The organism is Streptomyces boetiae, assembly GCF_031845405.1.
GTDB classification, from domain to species: Bacteria; Actinomycetota; Actinomycetes; order Streptomycetales; family Streptomycetaceae; genus Streptomyces; species Streptomyces boetiae.
This window is the reverse complement of sequence record NZ_JAVREN010000017.1, coordinates 91,687-109,305: the sequence shown is the minus strand read 5'-3', so window position 1 is coordinate 109,305 and position 17,619 is coordinate 91,687. Positions and strand designations below refer to the sequence as shown.

Genomic DNA, 17,619 nt, shown 5'->3' with positions numbered 1-17,619 from the left:
GCTGACGCCCCCGCCCGGCGCCCGGCCGCGGGGCGGGGGCGTCAGCCGGTGACGCCCTGGGCGCTCAGCAGCTCCATGATGTCCACGACCTCGCCGGCGGGCGGGGCCTCGGCGCTCACCTCGGTGCCGAAGTCGCTGTACCGGGCCTCGTACGAGACGGGGCCCTGGTGGGTGTCGTACGCCTGGTGGATCTGCACGGGGAAGTCGTTGCCGTCCACCCAGACGTCGATGTCGTACGCCTCGATGCCCTGCTGGCGCATCATGTCGGCCAGCTCCTGCCGTTCCCCCTCGCTGAGCAGGTCGGCTGCGCCGTTGTTCTCCAGGGCGTCGTCCACCGCGATGGTGCCGCGGTAGTGGCTGGTCCGGGTGCCGTCCTCCAGGCGCTCCTCGCCGACCAGCTCGATCTCCGGGGACTGGAGCAGGATCGCGAGCTGCTGGGCGGGGTCCTGGTTGGCCTCGTCCAGGCCCATGGACATCGCGTCGCCCAGCGCGGGGTTGCCCGTCTCCTCGGCCAGCTCGGTGAGGTTCATCCCCAGCCAGCCGCGGCCCTGGTACTGCGCGGCGAACTCCTCGCCCATCTGCATGTACATCACGTCGTCGGCCCAGACGACGGTGGTCTCCTCCGGCATGGAGGGGTCGGCGGCCATGGCGTCGCCGCTCATCGTCAGCTCCATGGCCAGCTCCGGGTCCCAGGACATGGCCCCGGCCATCTCCACGGTGCCGCCCGCGGCGGGCGGCATCGTCATCACCGCGTCGACCCGGGCCGAGGTGGTATCCGCCGTGGACTCCGCGGCGGCCTGCACCGCCTCGAAGGCCGACCCGCCGCCCGCGGGCCGTCCGTCGTCGCCGGAGCCGCTACAGGCGGCGGTGCCGGCGACCAGTGCGGCGGCCGTCAGCGTCAGTGCGGCCGTGCGTGCGCAACGCATGGTGCTCCCGTCTCTGCTTCGCTTCCGCGGTCAACGCGCGTACCAGCGATCGTTTTTCACCTTTCTGTCACAGTAGACAGGCCGAAAGGCAGAAAAAATGCCCGCCCCCGCTCTGTGACAGAACGGGGACGGGCGCGTCGCGCGGCCGTCAGGCGGCCGTCTCCTCCGCGAGGAGATCGCGGGTGCGGTTGGTGTCCACGGGGACGCCGGGGCCCATGGTGGTGGTGATCGTCGCCTTCTTCAGGTAACGGCCCTTCGCCGCCGAGGGCTTGAGGCGCAGGATCTCCTCCAGCGCCGCGGCGTAGTTCTCCACGAGCTGCCGCTCCTCGAAGGAGACCTTGCCGATGACGAAGTGGAGGTTCGCGTGCTTGTCCACGCGGAACTCGATCTTGCCGCCCTTGATCTCGGTGACGGCCTTGGCCACGTCGGGGGTGACGGTGCCGGTCTTGGGGTTCGGCATCAGGCCGCGGGGGCCGAGCACGCGGCCCAGCCGGCCGACCTTGCCCATCAGGTCGGGGGTGGCGACGACGGCGTCGAAGTCGAGACGGCCGCCCGCCACCTCCTCGATCAGCTCGTCGGAGCCGACGATGTCGGCGCCCGCGGCCTCGGCGGCTGCCGCGCGCTCACCGGTGGCGAAGACCAGGACCCGGGCGGTCTTGCCGGTGCCGTGCGGGAGGTTGACCGTGCCGCGGACCATCTGGTCGGCCTTGCGCGGGTCGACGCCCAGGCGCATGGCGACCTCGACGGTCGCGTCGAACTTGACGGAGGAGGTGTCCTTGGCGAGCCGGACGGCTTCCAGCGGGGCGTAGACGCGGGTCCGGTCGACCTTGGCGTCCGCGCCGCGGAGGTTCTTGCTGCGCTTCACTGCTGCTCCTGCTTCTCATGTGGTGCGGGGAGTCGTGGTCCGGGCCGCGCGAGGCCCTGCCACGGTGGTCGTCGCCCGGGGGCGGGGTGGCGCTCAGCCCTCGACGGTGACGCCCATGGAACGCGCGGTGCCGGCGATGATCTTCTCGGCGGCGTCCAGGTCGTTGGCGTTGAGGTCGGGGAGCTTGGTGGTGGCGATCTCCCGGACCTGGGCGCGCGTGATCTTGGCGACCTTGGTCTTGTGGGGCTCGCCGGAGCCCTTCTCCACGCCCGCGGCCTTGAGGATCATCTTCGCGGCCGGCGGGGTCTTGGTGATGAAGGTGAAGGAGCGGTCCTCGTAGACCGTGATCTCCACCGGGATGACCCAGCCGCGCTGCGACTCGGTCGCGGCGTTGTAGGCCTTGCAGAACTCCATGATGTTCACGCCGTGCTGGCCGAGCGCCGGCCCGACGGGCGGCGCGGGGTTGGCCGCGCCGGCCTGGATCTGGAGCTTGATCAGCCCAGTGACTTTCTTCCTCGGCGGCATTCCGGGTCCTTGCCTCGCGATGGTTGCTTCGTGGTGCGTCCCCGCCGGGTTTGCCCTCCCGGGCGGAGACATACCGACTAACGGTAACGGCTGGGCCCGTCCGCCCCAAATCGCGCCCGGTCCGGCCGGGGCCGGAGGGCGGCGACGGGCCGGGGGAGGCGCGACGGGCCGGGCGGCGGTGAGGTTGAATGGGCCCGGCGCGAATCTTCGCGCCCGCGAGTACGTACCAGCACGCACCACCGGCTCGCCGGGGCGGTCCCGGCCGGGCCGTTCGTATCCGGCGGCCGGGCGGCCTCGCCCCTCCCGGTCCGCCGCAGGACGTCCTTCGGACCAGGAGGTTGCCGGTGAGCCGGACATGGACACGACGTGCGATACGGGCGGGAGCGGCGTTACTGCTGACCGCCGTCGCGGCCGGGTGCAGCGGGGGCGGGGAGGAGGAGCGCGCCGCCCCCGAGGAGTCCCCGTCCGCGAGCCGGGAGGCCGAGGAGTCGCCCTCCCCCAGCCCGTCGCCTTCGCCTTCGCCGACCCCCGTGGACCCGGTGTCCATCCAGGCCCTCATCGACCGGGAGCACGAGGGCTCGGACCTGCGGCTGGGCGAGGTGCTCGCCCGGACCGACGCCTATACGCGGTACGCGATCACCTACCGGGCCAACGGCCTGACGATCTCCGGGATCATGAACGTTCCCGAGGGCGAGGGGCCGTTCCCCGCGGTGGTCCTGGCCCACGGCTACATCGACCCGGACGAGTACAACACCGGCCAGGGACTGATGCGGGAGCAGGACCTGCTGGCCCGCGAGGGCTACATCGCCCTGCACACCGACTACCGCAACCACGCCGGCTCCGACGAGGACCCGGACAGCGAGGTCCACCTGCGCCTGGGCTACACCGAGGACACCATCGGCGCGGTCCTGGCGCTGCGGTCCTCGGGCCTCCCGGAGGTCGACGGGGACCGGATCGGCCTGCTGGGGCGCTCGATGGGCGGCGGGGTGGTCTACAACACGATGGTGGTGGCCCCCGGCCTGGTGGACGCCGCGGTGGTCTTCGCCCCGGTGAGCGCGCGCCCGGCGGACAACCTCAGGCAGTTCGGGTACAGCAGCCCGCGCCTGCCCGACGGCTCCGCCCCCGACCCGAACACCGCCGCGGTCGAGGCCGAGCACGGCACCCCCGAGGAGAACCCCGAGTTCTGGGAGGGCGCCAACCCCCTCCACCAGGTGGACCGCGTCACCGAGCCGCTGCTGATCCACCACGGCACCGCCGACGACGTCTGCCCGCCGGCCTGGTCGGAGGAGGTGGCCACCGCCTTCGAGGAGGCCGGCAAGGACGTGCGCCGCCTGACGTACGAGGGCGAGGGCCACACCTTCTTCTCCCAGTGGCCGGACTCGATGCAGGCGACGACCGACTTCTTCGCCGAGAACCTGCGCTGACCCCGACCCCCGTCCGCGCGGGCCCCACCACAACGGCCGGCCCGCGCGGACAGGGGTGTCCGCGCGGGCCGGGTGCGCCGCATGAGGGCCGTCCGCGCGGCGGCCCGGAGGGTCAGTTCTTCTGGGATTGATCTCCATCCCAGGGACTGTGGCCGCCACACCTCTCTGACCTGCCACCCCTCCCCCGTCGCCCCCCTTGACCTGCGCGTTGTCGCGGGTGAAGGCGACACGGTCCGCCACGATCCGGAACGCCTCATCACGGCCCTGTATGGGCCGCAGTGTGGGCCGCTCCCGGCGGACTGGGCGATCCCGGGGGAGGTCGCCGTGCTCACGTAAAGCAACGGGCGCCCCCGCCGTCATCCGGCGGGGGCGCCCTCTCCGCGTTCTGGCGCTTCCGGGTTCCTCTCGCCAAAGACTCACCCGGGGGCGCTCCGTACGGAGCACGTGAGGTCCGATTGGCCCCCCAACTGAGCAACACGGTAGCGCAGCCTGCGCACCGCTACGACTACTCCCCCACGCCCGGGGCGTCCCGGTCGTCCCCTATAACCCGTGGCACCGCTGCGGCACGACCGGACATGGAGGGGCACGATGCGCCACGCCGCCGTTCCTTCTGGACGGACCGCACCGGCCGCAGCGGCGACCACCTGGACAGGCAGCGGGCCGCCGAAAAGGCGGCGGGCAACCCCGCGGACTACGCCGCCGACCGCAAACGCATCCTCCGCCACCTCGTGCGCCTGGAAGCGGCGGGCCGTCTCGACGGCGTACGCCTGGCCGCCGACGCGGGCGAGTGGATGCACGCGGTACGCGCCGAACCCATAGGCCGCTCCGACTTCCAGTCCAAGGTGGAAGCCGTCGCCCTGGCCATGGCATCCACCGCGCACCAGCAGGCCACCACCGTCCGCCGCCGCCATGCACTGCTCGCCGAGACCGCCACCGCTCACGCCGGCCGCCCTGTCACCACTCGGGACATCGGCAAGGCCGTCAAGCGGCTCGCGGAGCACGGCCTCCTGGTCGCGCTCGTCGCCGCACGCGCCCCGCGTGAGGGTGAGGCGCACGGCACGGTGCCCCTCTACGCCCTGACGGTGCCCGAGACAGTGGACCCCGTACTGCCCGACCGGGTGCCCGGCGGCCGGGGCCGCCGCGTCCGCCAGCGTCGAGCCCGACGCGCGAACACCGTGCGCCGCGCCCTTGGACTGCCCGTAGACGGTAGTGCGAACCTGGCCCGACCTGCGGAAACGTACGCCCATGACCAGGGCAGGGGCGCTGACCGCCGACCAGGCGCAGGCCACTACGCCACCACCAGCGGGACACCGGGGGACGCTGACCGCCGGGGCCGTGCTGTGGACAGAAGTGGGAACCGAAACCGGGGCTTCTCTAGGAGAGGTGGTAGTTCCCCCCTACCCCCCACAGGCGTTCGGCCGCCGCGTGCGCGGCGCGGGGAGATCAGTACTACCTCGACCGAGCGTTTCCACGCGCGCCTCCTCGCCGCCCGCCTGCGCGCCGACTCGGCCACGCTGCGCAAGATCGCCCCGGGCCGCCTGACCAAGATCATCGCCCCGTTCGCCGCCGCCGGATGGTCGCCGTCCGACGTGATGCACGCCCTCGACCACCGACCGGACGGCACCGCGCACATCCACCCCCACACCGTGCGCTGCCCGCCCGGGTGGGCAGCCTGGCGCCTGGGCCACTGGCGCACCGACGGCGCCGTGGTGACCTCGCGATCGCAGCAATCAGTGCCCGGCTGGCGCTGGCCGGCGTACGACACCGGGGACATCAACCCCATCCCGGCTCGACCGTGGGAGGTCCGCTTCGACGAGCCGTTGGAGCCCGGCCCGCGCTTCGCCGACCCGAAGGCCGAGGCGCGGCGGATCGCCCGCGACGGCTCCCGCCTGTACCAGGCCGAGACCGAGCGGCAGGCCGTCGAGGATGCCGCACGCCGAGCCGCCGTCTCCGCCCGCTTTCCGCAACTCGCTGCCATTGACGCCGCTTTCGCCGCCCGCCGCATCGCCGACGCCGAGCAGCACGACCGCGAGATGCAACGCCTCGAAGCGGAGAGTCCGATCCTGCGCGCCCGAAACGAGCGCCTGCGGCACGATACGGCCCGCCTCGGAGCCCTGGCCCGCGCCCGCGCTGAGAAGGCGAGCAGGAGGTCGTCGTTGAGCACTCCTATGCAGACACGGCGCCGCGGTGCGACATCTGAGCTCCGACTCTGACGCTGCCTTCTGGGAGTTATCACGAACCGGGAGAACTGCTCCGGCACCACACTGCCGTCTGCCCTGTCTCTCCAAACCCACCGGAGAACCCCGGGAGAATCCACCTGAGAGGTACCGGAGAAGGTGTCGGCGGCGGCCTCCGGGAAGGGGGCGGAGAACTTCCTCTCCGGGACCACCGGCAAGCTCTCCGCCTCGGCCGGAGAGCCACAGCCCACCTGCTTGCCAACACCGGGCCCGGCGCTCCCCCGGTAGAGGAGGTATCTCTCCGCGAGCCGGTAGGCGGCGAGAAGCGGCAGGTCACAGCCCTACCTACAAAACTCAGCGCTAGATCTAGCTGTTCTAACTGCTGGGCCGTCGCGGACGCCCTCCGGGCTCGTGCCGACCCACGAGGTGGACCTCGACAGCGCCGGGCCAGCCGTGCAGCGCTCGGCGACGCCGGCCCGGACACACGGCTGTCCCGCCAGCGATCGGCGGCGGGCTCCCTCTGAAGTAGGCCGTGACGTCGTTGCGGCCCTCGCCTGTGACATCGGCGGGGTGTGTCAACGGCTCTGTTCCGTAATCGGTGGTTACGGAACAGAGCCGAAGACCGTACAGACCGCACGATCTGGAGTCAGAGTGTGGCCTGTCCGATCGTGGCGATCAACGAAAGGGTCGAGGCGATGAGGGTGGAGACTCCTGGGGCGCCGCCGCACTTCTCGGAGATGACCGAGAGCGCGGTGCGGATGGCGGATCGGCCGACAGGGTCGGCCGGGTCGTGGCGTTCCACCAGATCAAGCATCCCGAGGCACTGCTGGTAGTCATCAATCCCGTCCCTGTTCTCCTCCATTGTGGGACGGAGGCTCTTGAGTTCGTTGATCAGCCGTGGCAGGGCGTCATCGTCCGCCGGAGGCGTCACCTGAACCTGCTGGGAGCCGTAGTTTCCGACCTGGTTCTGGACTCCGCTGAGGAATCCGCCGGTGCTCTGAATCCCGTAGTTGGTGCTCATGGGCTCCTGCCGCCTGTGCTCTCGGGCCATTACGATGCTCCTCCGGGGGAGTGGTTGCGTTGCTGCGCGTTGGCGTTCCCGACCTGGTTTTGCAAAGAACCGGCGTTGTTTCCCGTGATGACCACGCCGTCCCCGTTGTTGATGTTGTTGGTGATGTACGTCACCTTTTCTCGGTAATCTTTCGTATCGACGTTGTGTTCCTCGAGGAACACCTCCACGGCGTCGAGTATTCGATCCCTCAGCATGTCGACGTACCATCCCGCGTGGTCGTACTGGATCACGTCCTCCCGCCGTTTCGCCGAGTACGCCTCCCGCAGGCTCACAGTTGCCTTTCCGGAGTCGAGCTCCGGCGCGCCTGCCCTGTCCTCCGAGAGGAAGTGAGACACGAACGGCACGACGACGCGTAATGCGGCGCGTGCTTGAGCCCGCAGGTGCCAGGACCAGGCAGAGCGCTCCGCGTCCCCGCAGGCACCGGTCACCGCCGGGGCAATCGGGGTGATCGCATGGGGGCGGAGCTCAAGACTGAGATGGTTGTCCTCGTAGGCGAAACTGACGAAGACGGACGCTACGAGTTCCGCACCGAACGAGATCTTCTGGACGCACAGCATCCGGTAGCTGTTCTCGGGAGTCAGCAGTTCCCGATCTGCCTCTGTACGTCCCTTGTCCGCAAAGGCGGACAAGGCGTCCCACTGGTGGCGTGACAAGCGTGCCCACTGTTCCTCGGGAACCACCGCGACGCCGAACGCCAGCGACTGGCTCCTGGAGTGGAAGAGGGGCTTGGGGTCGGCTGCTTGGAGGAGCCGGTCAGCGACGTGGTCGTGCAAGTCGTCGGGGGTGAACGGCTTGACCTCCGGGAAGGCGGACGCGTCGGCGTCGGCGCCTTCGGACGTTGTCCTCCCGCTCTTCGTCTGCGCGGGGAAGACGTCGATCCCGATGGTGCTCGGCTGCCAGGCGTCTCCGAAGCCGATCATGTGGAATCGCCTGCCACGAACTGCGCCCGTTTCCCACCGGTAGGGAACGACGCTCGTGCCCGGCCGGAGTTCTCTCTGCTCGTCGCGCATACGCTGCCGTCGCCGTGACAGCCAACGAGGCTGAGGAAGCGCTCCCTTCTCGCTTGCTACGAGGGCACGGATTCCGCCGCGCGCAAGGCATTCGTCCAGGTAGCACGCTCCCCAGGGGCCAACGATCGCTATGGCGGCCGACGCCCAGATGGGAAACCCCAAGAGCAGTGACACGACGGCCATCCCGAGCGAGAGTGACACCAGCACGCGGTGAAGCAGGACAACCCAGGCCGCAAGCTCGCAGGCTTCCAACACTGTGGGCATGTCGAAGCCGTTCGCAGGAACGGGGCGGCCGGCAGTGATTCGGCGACGGAACCATCGGACGTAGCGGCGGCCGACGATCACTTCGGGATTTGATTCCCTGGAAGGCTCGTAGAGGGAGTGAGGGGTCTCAGGTTCGATTCCCCAGGGAGCCGCGTCGCTCTTCCGGAGATTCCACTCCTTCAGCTTCGCGTCGACCTTCCGGGCCGCGCGCCTGGCCTCCTGACGAAGCACTGCACCGACGATACGGCCAGGGTCGTCGCGCAGAAATCCCACCGAACAGAGCAGCCGGGTGACCCTCGCGTGTCCGGTCTCCGTCAGCTCAACTCCCGCGACGTCCGCATTCTCCTGATCATCCTGTGTCATCGTGGGCCTCCCTGCCACACGTGTGCGGATCCCTCCCACGCGCCTCCCGAGGCTCAATGGAGCCGGAGAGTGCGCGCCTGTATCCCGTGATCCAAACATCACGGGCGAGTATCAGAGCTCTTTCTGGCCATCATCAGGAAGGCCGAACCCTTGGTCGATTCACACGAAGGATTCCCACGCCGGAATTTGCCCATGCGAGCGCCCTAAGAGGAATACTACGCATGTCAGTGCGGCAAACTACCGTTGAATTTCGCGCTTGCACATGTCACCGAGTGCCGGGATAGAAGAGCAGGCATCAGCCCTCGGGAGTTTCGGGTGCTTCGCCTGAGAACTCTGTTATCCGGGAAGCAAACCGAATGGAATAGCCGATGAGAGATATCCGACCGAATTCGACTTCCTGGCTTGCATCAAGCGGCTCCACGAGAGCAATGGTCACCGTGAGAGCGGCTCTACGGGATGGTGACGCCGCGGGCGGCTGGTGCGTCGGAGCTCAGGCGGGTGGTATCCCATTCCGTGTTCGTCGAGCAGTTTCCTGATCTTCAGCACGGCCCAAGCAGCGTCGACCCGATCTGCCCATCCTCTGCGGGACAGTGGCGACCTTGTTACGCGCCGTGAGGATGCGCTCGTTGAGCAGTCTTCGGCCCGGCGTATCTAGCGCTCGACGGACTCGGCCAGGTTGGGGTTGTCGATGATCACTCCGAACTCGACGTTGCGGTGCTCTGCGCTCCAGGAGAAGTTGGCGCGGTCACCAGGAGGAATCGGTGATCGATGGCGAGGAACTTCGCGTGGTTGCGTTCACACTCACCGCATCACCGCTGACAACGGACTACTCTGCCGCCCCGGACCGGACTTGCCTGTCACGGGAGGCTACTCCAACAGCAGGCGAACCAACTGGTCGAGCTCTTCTGCGTGCGGTGAATCGGCGAGGACGGAGCGGACCACCTGGCGCAGCTTCACGAAGTTCTTCGACTCGTCGAGGTCCAGAGCGGCAACGCGCTCGGCCTCCGCCGCGCCGAGTTCCGCGAGGCGCCGGTGGGAGTCCTCATGCGGGTCGTACTGCGGGATCGGCAACTGCCACACTGCCTTGTCGATGTGGCGCTCGTCCTTGCCGTACGACATGAGGGGACGGACGACCTCGGTGAGGGCCGGGGTGTTGAGGATGGCGCACAGGTACATGCCTTCCTCCCGGGTCGCGACGGTACCCCAATACAGTGTGTGATCGATGACGGCATTCTGGGTGTCCACCAGCGCCGCCGAGACGTGCATGCCGGCCTTTCCGTACACGACGCGCAGCGGTGTGCCGGGGAGTTGCATCGACATCCCCCGATGGAATTCGAGGCGCTCGGCGAGCGTCAGCCGCTCGCTACTGCGGTGTTCGGTCCACGTGGCCTCAGCCTGTCGCCACCACTTGGCGAGATCCGGGTAGCGGTCGATGTTGGCATGCTCACCATGGAGCAGCGTCGCATTCCCCTCGATGGGAAGCACGGCCTTCCGTGGCGAGAGGAGGCGATACGGCAGCACGCTCTCGCCAAGCAGGACCGGCCGGACGAATTGCTTCTCCACGACTCCATCCTGGTCGGGGAGGCTTTTCCACGGAGCCTTCTCAGTGCTGCTGCGTTCCGAGCGCACGGAGACGCGCCCTCCCCCGAGCCCGAGCGGGCCGGCCTGCTGCTCTTCCACGAAGAACAGGACCCGGGGCACGATGGTCGCGCCCTGCCAGAACCGGGCCCGGTACGGCGACGAGATCAGATCCTCGCGCACATACTGAAGTTCGCTGTCCTGGCGCGTGATCCACTGCCGTACGTGGAACCAGTCAGCGAATGCCGTCGCGATTCTGCCTGTCCACCGCTCGGTCGTCTTCGGCAGCGGAACAGGATCGTTGCCCACCGATCCACTCCCGACGCGAGCCGTCATGCGCCGTCCGAAGATGACTCCGCTGCCGCGCGGGAAGAAGTGGGGCCGCAGCCGCCGCAGGTCCCAGGAGCCCGTGAACGCGACGCGCACCGGCTCATTGGGGTCGGGGTAGTCACCCGCACGGAATCCTGACCAGTACGGACGGTCCAGCACCGGGTTCGGGACGACGAACGCGAACTTCCCGCCTTCCGCGAGGTACTGCTGCACGGCGCGGGCGATGAAGAGTCCCGACAGGTCCTGGTGGGTGGCGACCTCGTCCCCTCGCCACAACCCGCGCGCCTGGGACATGTCCTTGAACAGGTCCTGCATGTCCTCAGGCATGTGCCGATACGAGAGCCACGGCGGGTTGCCGACCAGCACGTCGACGCGGTTCTCCATCCGGGACAGCCACATGGGCCGAGCGAGGTTCCGTACGTAGTAGGACCAGATGTGGTTGCGGCCCTGATCAACGAGACGGCACAGCAGTTCGAAGTTGGCCGTGATCTCCCCCCGGTGTTCCTCGGCGATGGCCAGTCTGTTGAACAGGCTCGCCAGGGACGGCCTGCTGCTGGGCGAGCGGCTGACAGCCTTGTCGGCGAGTTCGTTGACCAGCCGGTCGAAACGCCCGGCGTCCTTGAGAAGGTCCTCGGAGAAGCGCAGTTCGTCCTCGAAAAACTGACCGCCAGTGCCGGTGCGGATCACCAGATGCCCATGGTCCAGCAGGTCTGTCCGCTGCTGCCACTGGATGCTGTCGCCCAGGTAGACGGGCACCCTTATCGATCCACGCTCTTCCGAGACCAACCGGTCCCGGCCAATCGCCAGCAGATAGGTGACACGAGCGAGCGACACCGCCACCGGGTGCAGATCGATGCCCGCCACGTGATCCGTCAGCTCATCGAGTGCCTCGCGCAGCGGTCTCCCCGCATTCTCCGCCGCTTCCAGGTAGCGGCGGACGGCATGGAACAGGAAAGTCCCCGAGCCGCACGAAGGGTCAAGAACCCGCTGCCGCAAGGGCGCAGTCACGGTGTCGGCGACGATCTTCTCCGCGAGCCAGTCGGGCGTGTAGTACTCACCCTGCTTCTTCCTGGTCTCGGGCGCGATGACCGACTCATAGAGCACTTTGAGCACGTCATGCTCGACGCTGGCCCAGTCGAAGCGGGCCAGGCGGCGGGCCAAGGTCCGCACGAAACTCTCGCCGCCCGGGACCTCGATGACCCAGTCGAAGAAGTCATTCTCCACGGCTCCCAGGATCTGCGCCCTGTCGAAGAGCTGCCCCAGCAGCAGCGTGGACGGCTGGATGGTCTTGACGTCGAAGCCCAGCACGAGGTGCGCGATGATCTCAGCGCTGTTGACCAGCAGGGTGTGCTCGACGAAAAGCTCGTCGATGTCCTCGAACTGCGCCCCGAGCGCACTTCGCAGCAGCCGCGCCCACAGCTCACGCTTGAGCTTCACCGTGGGCAGGTCCTTGTGCTCCTCGTACAGCGCGGCCAGCGTGGCGAAGTCCAGCTTGTGGGAAACGCTTCCGGCTCCCAGCCGGGCTTCGATCGTCAACGGAGTCGGCTTGACGCCGACCGCGGTCGCGAGGACGCCCTCCAGCCAGGTCAGCAGCTCGGCCGGCCGTGTCCGCTGCTTGGCCTCGAAGCGACTGACCAAGACCATCTTCTCGCCGGCGAGGTTGTACGCCCGCCAGTCGGCGCCGTCCGTGAGAACGCCGACGTACCGCTGCCCGACCTGCTCACTGCGGGTCCGGACATAGCCATGGAGCTGCCTCTCGGCCTCCCTCAGGACCGAGGTACTGCGCAGATCCCTCTTGGTCTCGATGGCGGTGAAGCCGACTTCCACGTCTATCCGCCGACCGTCGCCGACCTGCGCCTCCAGGTCGACCTCCACGGTCAGGTCGTCCTCGCCCAGGTTCAAGCCGCCCTCAAGGAGGAACTGCCGGACATCGGCCTGGAGCACCGCCTCGGCACGCCCGGCCTTACGGTCGACCATCCGCGCCAGCACAGTCTCAAGGTTCGTCTGTGGAGTCATGACCATCCGATGCAGCGGACGCGCATCCCGCAGGACCTGGCTGAAGCGCCGGACCAACGGGCCGGGGAGCTCCCCCTGCGCCCTCCTCCTTCCCTCTGCCGAGACCGTAGACGTCGAAGCAGGACGCGGCGGTGAACCTCGGCAACACCGCCATTCTGCCGCAGGCAGCCCTAGCGATCAGCAACGCTGAGTATCAGCGGCCATCCTCTTCAGCTGGCCGCTGGAGTTCGGCCCGGCTCCGCGGCTCGCCCTCGCCAAGCTGGACTGGCGCCGGACACGGTACTTGTTCGTGGCCATCGCGGTCATTGCGCCGATAACGCGTATGGGAAACACCCACCCTCAGGCCGCAGTCTCGTCCTGGTATGGCCGGTTCTCATCCCCATGGAGTCGCGGCGAGTCAGATCCTCTTGACCGTCGGTGACCCAACCCGGCAGCCTCAAGGGCTGCGGTACATAAAGCCGCACTCGGGGAGGACAGCAAAGGCCATGGAGCCGACCGAAGAGCAGCAAGCCGCACGGGATGTGTTCGCCGCGGGCCGGGACCTGGCCCTGATCGCGGGCGCGGGGACTGGCAAGACGTCCACGCTGATCCTGATGGGCGCCGCCACTCGGAAGCGCGGCCTGTACATCGCGTTCAACAAGGCCATCGCCGATGACGCCCGCCGGCGCTTCGGGCGGAACGTCGACTGCCGCACGGCGCACTCCCTGGCGTTCACCGCCGTCGGGCGCGTTTACCAGGAACGTCTGAACGCCTCGGCCCGCATCCCCGCGAAGGAGACCGCCCGGCTGCTCGGCATCGTCCGGGACCTGGAGATCGACTCCCGCCGCATCACCCGCAACCACCAGGCCCGGCTGGTGATGGGCATGATCCGCCGCTTCTGCCACACCAGCGACCGCCAGGTGATGGCCCGGCACATGGAACGCGTCAACGGGCTGAACGCGCAGGCCCAGGACTATCTCGCCCGCGCCCTGCTGCCGTATGCCGTGAAGGCGTGGGAGGACATCCGCTCCCTCGAAGGCAGACTGCGGTTCGAACACGACCACTACATGAAGATGTGGGCACTGACGGAACCGGCCCTGCGGGCGGACTTCGTCCTCCTCGACGAAGCCCAGGACACCAACCCCGTGCTGGAAGAAGTCTTCCTCGCCCAGGCCGCGCAGCGCGTGTGCGTCGGGGATCCCGCTCAGCAGATCTACGCCTGGCGCAACGCCCGGGATGTGATGACCGGCTTCCCCGCCGAGCACCTCCATCTGACGCAGTCCTTCCGCTTCGGCCCGCAGATCGCCCGGGTGGCCAACCAGTGGCTGCGGCACGCCGAGTCGGACATGCACCTGACCGGCTGCGGACCGGCCGACTCCCGGGTGGGCCCGTCGGCCGGCACCGATGCGGTGCTGTGCCGGGGCAACGCCGACGCGATGCATGAAGTCCTGTCCTTCCTCGATCAAGGCATCCCAGTGGCGCTGACGGGCGGCGGCAGCGCGCTGCAGCGCATCGCGACGGCCGCCCAGGAGCTGAAGTCCGGCAAACGCACCAGCCACCCCGAGCTGTTCCTTTTCACCTCCTGGGACGACGTGCAGGAGTACGTCGAGAACGACAAGGCCGGCCAGGACCTGAAAGCCATCGTCAAGCTGGTCGACAAGTACGGCCCGGAGACCATCATCCACGCGGTGGACCGCCTGGCCGATGAGCGCAGCGCGAAGGTCACCGTCTCAACAGCGCACAAGGCCAAGGGCCGCGAGTGGGCAAGCATCCGCATCGGCGACGGCTTCGCCGCCCCATCGGTCGACGACGACGGGATGCAGCGCCCGCTCAGCGCGCCCGAAGCGCGCCTGGTCTACGTCGCCGTCACCCGGGCCCAGCGCCACCTCGACCCGGTGGGCATCGCGTGGATCGACAACTACGAGAAGGTCACCGCCCAGCGGGGCAGCGACGGCACCGTAGCGGGACGGCCCCTGATCACTCTGAGCCTTACCCGCCAACTGAAGTACCCGGGCTCACCGATGTCCCGGTTCATGGCCGAGTATCTGCCCAACAACCCCGCCCTCGTCCGCGACTACCTCCAGCGCATCGCCCACCTCCCGCACCCGATACAGCCCATCGACGTGCAGTACCCGAACTGGGCGGCCCTCGGCCACGCCATCGACTTCCGGCTCCGCCTCTCCCTCGGCTGCACCTTCGGCCCCTCGGTCAGCCACGGAATACGGGCCATCGGCAGCACCATGTCTCTTCCCGGGGCACCCGCACCGCATGTCCGCGCAGCGCTGCACACGGTGGGAAAGGACCTGCTGGCCGCGGTGAACGCCTGCCTCGCCCACCCCAGTCGTTTCGACGACGAGTCCCTTGGCCGGCTGTGCTTCGTCGCCGCCTTCTACGAGGACATCTTCCGCACCGGAGAAGTCCGCCGCTTCAGCCTCCTCGCCGACGCCACGCCGGCCACCACCCTCGCGGACCTCACCGCGGCCGTCCCCGCGTACGTCACCGAGGACCTCAGCCGCCAGGTGGAGCTCGCCGAACGGCCCTTTACCTCCTTCCGCGCCTTGCCACGCCACGCCCGCACGTGTGGGCCGGAGTTCGCGGGAAGCGGGGACCTCGGCGGCGCCGACGCCGACTTCATCCTCGACGGCCTCCTCCTGGACTGCAAAGCCACCACCCAGCCCCGCCGTCTGGGCCGTGAGGAGATCTATCAGCTCGCCGGATATCTGCTGCTCGATTACGACGATCACCACGGCATCAACCAGGTCGGCCTCTATCTGTCCCGCCAAGGGGCGCTGATCACCTGGCACGCGGAGGAGTTCCTCCGCCGCCTGGGCGCCACCAGACCGCTGGCGGCCCTGCGCAGCCACCTGCAGCATCACCTCGCGCTTGCCACCCCCCGCCAGTCGCCCTCCGTCACCATCGGGAATGCGACAGGGCCGTTCATTTGACAGACCCTCGATTCACAGCCCCCGGCGGCTGGCCGACATCCCGGGGGCACCTCAGCGTCGCTGATGTGTTGTTCGTCGGCGGGTTCCGCCGGTGGTCCTCGTGCCTGCGCGGCTCGTGGAGCGGACGCTGGGGAACGCGGTCTCATACTGAGACGGTGCTGGAGGTCTGAGTTTGAACATGAACGTCCTCCCTGGTTCCTGTATGGGTGAACTGGGCGGCCTGGATGTTGTACATCTCGGCGTAGCGGCCACCGCGGTTGAGGAGTTCGTCGGGGGTGCCCGTCTCGGCGAGGCGGCCCTGGTGGAGGACGTGGACGAGGTCGGCGTCACGGACGGAGGCCATGCGGTGGGTGATGAGGATGACGGTCTGGCCGGCGTTGGCGAGTGCGCGGATGCGGGTGAAGACCTCCTGTTCGGCCTTGGCGTCGAGGGCGGCGGTGGGCTCGTCGACGACGAGGATGGGGGCGTCGCGGTAGGCGGCGCGGGCGAAGCCGCGAAGAAACAACGCGTAGCCTCCGCCGCCCTCGCGTCGTTGATCCTCCGTGGCCGTACCGCAAGCGCTCATCCTCGATCCACCGCGTGATAGTCGGTTTGTGGAGGGGGGAATGGGAAGAGGTGCCCGCTGACCTGCGATAATGGGAGTTCCTACACTTCCATCAGCCGCACACAGCAAGGCACCTCGTAAGTGAAAGTCTCCCACAGACCCGCGGAGCTGTCCGCCGCGTTCGACGACCCCGACCTGATCGCACATGCCGGGCTGGTCCCCACGATCCGGCTGGCCGAGCGGTGCGGTCTGCCCGCTCTGGTGGCCGCGAAGGTGAAGCTGACCGGCGCGAAGAACGGCGCCGGTACGGCCGCCGGGGCGAAGGCCATGAGCATCGTGGGCGGGATGGTCGCCGGGGCGGACAGCATCGACGACCTGGACGTGCTGCGGCACGGCGGGCTGCCCCGCCTGTTCGGCGGGGTGCGTGCCCCGTCCACGCTGGGCACCTTCCTGCGCGCGTTCACCTGGGGCCACATACGTCAACTGGAGTCCGCCACACGGGCGTTCACCTGCAACCTGGCCGCGCACACGGGTCTGGTCCCCACCGGGGACGAGGTGGTGTTCGTGGACATCGACTCCAAGGTCAAGCAGGTCTACGGCCCGGCCAAGCAGGGGGCCTCCTTCGGCTACACCAGACAGCGTGGCCCGCACTTCCAGATCGTGACCGTCAAAACGGGCACCTGCGCGCCGGTGATCGTGGCGACGAGGATCAGCGTCCGCGCCGACTCCGCGTACTTCTCCCACAAGGTCGTCGAGGTCTGCCGCAAGGCCGGCGCGCGGTTCTCCCTCGCCGTCCCGGTCAAGAGGAAGATCCGTGAGGCCATCGCGGGCATCCCCGAAGAGAGCTGGACACCGATCAAGTACGCCGGCGCGGTCTGGGACGCCCAGGAGGAACGCTGGATCTCCGACGCCGAGATCACCGAGGTCCCCTTCACCGCGTTCACCAGCAAGAAGAAGGCGTCTCACGCTACCGCCCGGCTGATCGTGCGCCGGGTGAGGCGGCTGAACCCGAAGAGCGTGCCCGAGGGGCAGGCCGAGCTGTTCGGCGTCTGGCGCCACCTCGTCATCTTCACCGACAGCCTCTTCGTCCTGGCCCAGGCCGAGCCGATGCACCGCGAACACGCCGTAGTGGAACAGGACTTCGCCGATCTGGAGGATTCCGCGCTCGCGCATCTGCCATCGGGGAAGTTCACCGCGAACGCCGCCTGGCTGACCCTCGCGGCGGCGGCATACAACCTCACCCGGGCCGCCGGCCACCTCGCCTCCGTCTTCCACGCGAAGGCACGGACCGGCACCATCCGCCGCCATCTGATCGACATCCCCGCCCGGATCGCCACCGGCGCCCGCCGCCTCACCCTCCACCTGCCCCAACACTGGTGCTGGCAGGACGACTTCACCGACCTGTGGACGGCGACCGGACAACGCATGGTCACCTGACCCGCGCGACCGTCCTGCCCGCCCACACCCCGGAAAGACTTCGGAGACCCCGCACCGGACGGCCACCCGGCGATCACCGCTGCCCACACCCCGAAGAAACCCCCGCAACCCACCCGACACCCGTGATCAGAATTCACGCGGTGGATCGAGGCTGAACTTCCGCA

General features: G+C 68.6%; 10 protein-coding genes and 1 pseudogene. 4 read left to right on the top strand and 7 right to left on the bottom strand.

Annotated features, from left to right (window positions below; all coding sequences use genetic code 11):
- Positions 1-41 precede the first annotated feature (41 nt).
- From RM780_RS14015 to rplK, 3 genes are all read right to left on the bottom strand, one after another.
- The gene (locus tag RM780_RS14015; protein WP_311631020.1) at positions 42-926 is read right to left on the bottom strand and encodes a hypothetical protein; all 885 of its coding nucleotides are present in this window, start codon (positions 924-926) and stop codon (positions 42-44) included.
- A 148-nt stretch (positions 927-1,074) separates the two neighbouring features.
- The gene (gene rplA, locus RM780_RS14010) at positions 1,075-1,791 is read right to left on the bottom strand and encodes a 50S ribosomal protein L1 (protein WP_311631019.1); all 717 of its coding nucleotides are present in this window, start codon (positions 1,789-1,791) and stop codon (positions 1,075-1,077) included.
- A gap of 93 nt (positions 1,792-1,884) precedes the next feature.
- Positions 1,885-2,316, bottom strand: a complete 432-nt coding sequence (rplK, locus tag RM780_RS14005; RefSeq protein ID WP_311631018.1) for a 50S ribosomal protein L11 — start codon at positions 2,314-2,316, stop codon at positions 1,885-1,887.
- 344 nt (positions 2,317-2,660) lie between these two features.
- Here rplK and RM780_RS14000 point away from each other — a divergent pair, with 344 nt between their 5' ends.
- Together RM780_RS14000 and RM780_RS13995 are read left to right on the top strand one after the other, a co-directional pair.
- Entirely contained in the window at positions 2,661-3,740 is a 1,080-nt protein-coding gene (locus RM780_RS14000) for an alpha/beta hydrolase family protein (RefSeq protein WP_311631017.1), read from the top strand.
- 575 nt (positions 3,741-4,315) lie between these two features.
- A complete protein-coding gene (locus tag RM780_RS13995) occupies positions 4,316-5,953 on the top strand; it encodes a hypothetical protein (protein ID WP_311631016.1) in 1,638 nt (545 codons plus the stop codon).
- 610 nt (positions 5,954-6,563) lie between these two features.
- On the opposite strand, the gene RM780_RS13990 is transcribed toward RM780_RS13995, so the two are convergent.
- The 3 genes from RM780_RS13990 to RM780_RS13980 form a co-directional block, all read right to left on the bottom strand.
- The gene (locus tag RM780_RS13990) at positions 6,564-6,938 is read right to left on the bottom strand and encodes a hypothetical protein (protein WP_311631015.1); all 375 of its coding nucleotides are present in this window, start codon (positions 6,936-6,938) and stop codon (positions 6,564-6,566) included.
- Positions 6,939-6,967: 29 nt separating this feature from the next.
- On the bottom strand, positions 6,968-8,626 hold the full coding sequence (locus RM780_RS13985; RefSeq protein ID WP_311631014.1) for a hypothetical protein: 1,659 nt from the start codon (positions 8,624-8,626) through the stop codon (positions 6,968-6,970).
- Between the two features lie 867 nt (positions 8,627-9,493).
- Entirely contained in the window at positions 9,494-12,523 is a 3,030-nt protein-coding gene (locus tag RM780_RS13980; RefSeq protein ID WP_311631013.1) for an N-6 DNA methylase, read from the bottom strand.
- A 512-nt stretch (positions 12,524-13,035) separates the two neighbouring features.
- On the opposite strand from RM780_RS13980, the gene RM780_RS13975 reads away from it, so the two are divergent.
- A complete protein-coding gene (locus RM780_RS13975) occupies positions 13,036-15,474 on the top strand; it encodes a UvrD-helicase domain-containing protein (RefSeq protein WP_311631012.1) in 2,439 nt (812 codons plus the stop codon).
- Positions 15,475-15,616: 142 nt separating this feature from the next.
- Here RM780_RS13975 and RM780_RS13970 read toward each other — a convergent pair.
- A pseudogene (locus RM780_RS13970) lies at positions 15,617-15,967 on the bottom strand (hypothetical protein); the annotation flags it as partial.
- Positions 15,968-16,159: 192 nt separating this feature from the next.
- Here RM780_RS13970 and RM780_RS13965 point away from each other — a divergent pair.
- Positions 16,160-17,455, top strand: a complete 1,296-nt coding sequence (locus RM780_RS13965) for a transposase (RefSeq protein WP_311631011.1) — start codon at positions 16,160-16,162, stop codon at positions 17,453-17,455.
- Positions 17,456-17,619 lie beyond the last annotated feature (164 nt).

Bases quoted from the DNA above. Each gene is read 5' to 3' on its own strand.
- RM780_RS13975 (WP_311631012.1), top strand. From the start codon at position 13,036: ATGGAGCCGACCGAAGAGCAGCAAGCCGCACGGGATGTGTTCGCCGCG.
- RM780_RS14015 (WP_311631020.1), bottom strand. From the start codon at position 926: ATGCGTTGCGCACGCACGGCCGCACTGACGCTGACGGCCGCCGCACTG.
- rplK (WP_311631018.1), bottom strand. From the start codon at position 2,316: ATGCCGCCGAGGAAGAAAGTCACTGGGCTGATCAAGCTCCAGATCCAG.
- RM780_RS13995 (WP_311631016.1), top strand. From the start codon at position 4,316: ATGGAGGGGCACGATGCGCCACGCCGCCGTTCCTTCTGGACGGACCGC.
- RM780_RS13985 (WP_311631014.1), bottom strand. From the start codon at position 8,626: ATGACACAGGATGATCAGGAGAATGCGGACGTCGCGGGAGTTGAGCTG.
- RM780_RS13990 (WP_311631015.1), bottom strand. From the start codon at position 6,938: ATGAGCACCAACTACGGGATTCAGAGCACCGGCGGATTCCTCAGCGGA.